The organism is Amycolatopsis sp. SID8362, assembly GCF_010550475.1.
Classification (GTDB): Bacteria; Actinomycetota; Actinomycetes; order Mycobacteriales; family Pseudonocardiaceae; genus Amycolatopsis; species Amycolatopsis eburnea.
In genome coordinates this window covers 1-1,678 of record NZ_JAAGNB010001080.1, presented here as the reverse complement: position 1 = coordinate 1,678, position 1,678 = coordinate 1, and the positions used below count along the sequence as shown (strand labels likewise).

Sequence of the window (1,678 nt, the reverse complement as noted above, 5' to 3'; positions counted from 1 at the left end):
GCGCCGCCGGTGGCCAGCGCGCGGGCGCGGTGGGCGACGTCGGCGTCGAGGACGGCCCGGATTCGCGGCCAGTGCGGTGCCACCAGCCGGTCGTGCGCCGCGCGCAGCTCCGCGGCGATCTCCTTCAGCCCCGCCGCCGGGTGGGCGGCGAGGTCGGCGGCCGTCCCGGTGAGCTTCGCGCCGAAGACGCGGGCGAGGCTGGCCCGGACCTGCCGGGCGGTCGTGCGCCGCAGCGCGGCCAGGTCGTCCGTTATGGACGGACCCGATCCTTTCGGTGCGGGCACGAGGAATTCCGGCCAGCTGGGCCGGTCGTGGACGAGCAGTGGCCAGGTCCACGGGAGGTCGAGGGGTTCGCGGGCGAGTTCGTCGGTCGCCCAGCGCAGCCACGGCAGGGTCGCCGCCTGCCGGTCGTGGCCGCCGAGCTGCCGCAGGCACGCGATGGTTTCCGACAGCGGCGACACGGCGACGCGGGTCGCCGCCAGCTCGGTCACGTCGAGTTCGACGGTCAGTGCCACGGCCCGAGTATGTAGCACTGCGCTAAATCCTGTCCCGCCGCCGCGAAGCGCCGAAGGATTCCGGCATGACCCGGCTGCCTTACCGGCGCCTGTGGTGGGCGACCGGCGTCGACAACCTCGGCACCGGCGCGGTCACCGCGGCGATGCCCCTGCTGACCGTCTCGGTGACGCGCGATCCCCGGCTCGTGTCGCTCGTCGCGACCGCCGCGTCGCTGCCGTGGCTGCTGCTGGCCCTGCCCGCGGGCGCCTGGGCCGACCGGCACGACCGGGCCACCCTGATGTGGCGGGCGCAGGCGGTCCAAGCGGTGCTGGCCGGGGTGATCGCCGTGGTGGCCGCGTGCGGCGGGGCCGGCGTGCCGGTCCTGGTCGCCGTCGCGTTCGGGATCGGGGCCGCAGACGTCGTCTTCGGTACGGCGGCGCAGGCGATCCTGCCGGACCTGCTCCCGCCGCCCGAGCTGCCGCGGGCGAACGGCCGTCAGCAGGCCATCACCACGGTCGCCCGGCAGTTCGCCGGGCCACCGCTGGGCAGCGTGCTGTTCGGCGTCGCGGCCGCCCTCCCATTCGGGCTGGACGCCGTCTCGTTCGCGGTGTCCGCGGCGGTGGTGGCGACGCTGCCCCGGCGAATCCGCGGCGGTGCCCGGCGCTCCGGAATCCGCGAGGGGCTGGCCTGGCTGCACAGGCACCGGCTGCTGCGGACGCTCGCCGTCCTGCTGGGGGTCAACGCGTTCTGCGGCCAGCTCGCCACCGTGACGCTGGCGCTGCTCGCCACCGAGGTCGTGCATGTCGGCGCTCGCGGCTACGGCGTGCTGCTCGCCGGCGCGGCGGTCGGCAGCGTCCTCGGCGGCCTCGTCAACGCGCGTCTCGTGGCCCGGATCGGAACCCCGGCGGCGCTCGTGACGGCGCTGACCGTGAACGCCGGCGCGTTCGCCGGGGTCGGCCTGAGCCCGGGTGCCGTCCCGATGGGGGTCTTCCTGGCCGTGAGCGGCTTCGCCACGACGCTCTGGAACATCGTGGCGATCGGCCTCCGCCAGCGACTCGTGCCGCCCGCGCTGCTCGGCCGCGTCACCGGCGCGTACCGCCTGCTGGGCTGGGGACTGATCCCGGCGGGCACCCTGGCCGGAGGGCTGGTCGCGCACGGCCTCGGCCTGCGCGCGCCCTACCTG

General features: G+C 76.2%; 1 protein-coding gene and 1 pseudogene. One reads left to right on the top strand and one right to left on the bottom strand.

Features of this window, described 5'->3' with window-relative positions:
* Positions 1-515 (bottom strand): annotated as a pseudogene (locus tag G3I65_RS33875) (hypothetical protein); the annotation flags it as partial.
* A gap of 65 nt (positions 516-580) precedes the next feature.
* On the opposite strand from G3I65_RS33875, the gene G3I65_RS33870 reads away from it, so the two are divergent.
* A partial coding sequence (locus G3I65_RS33870) for an MFS transporter (protein ID WP_160699710.1) occupies positions 581-1,678 on the top strand: 1,098 nt, incomplete at its 3' end.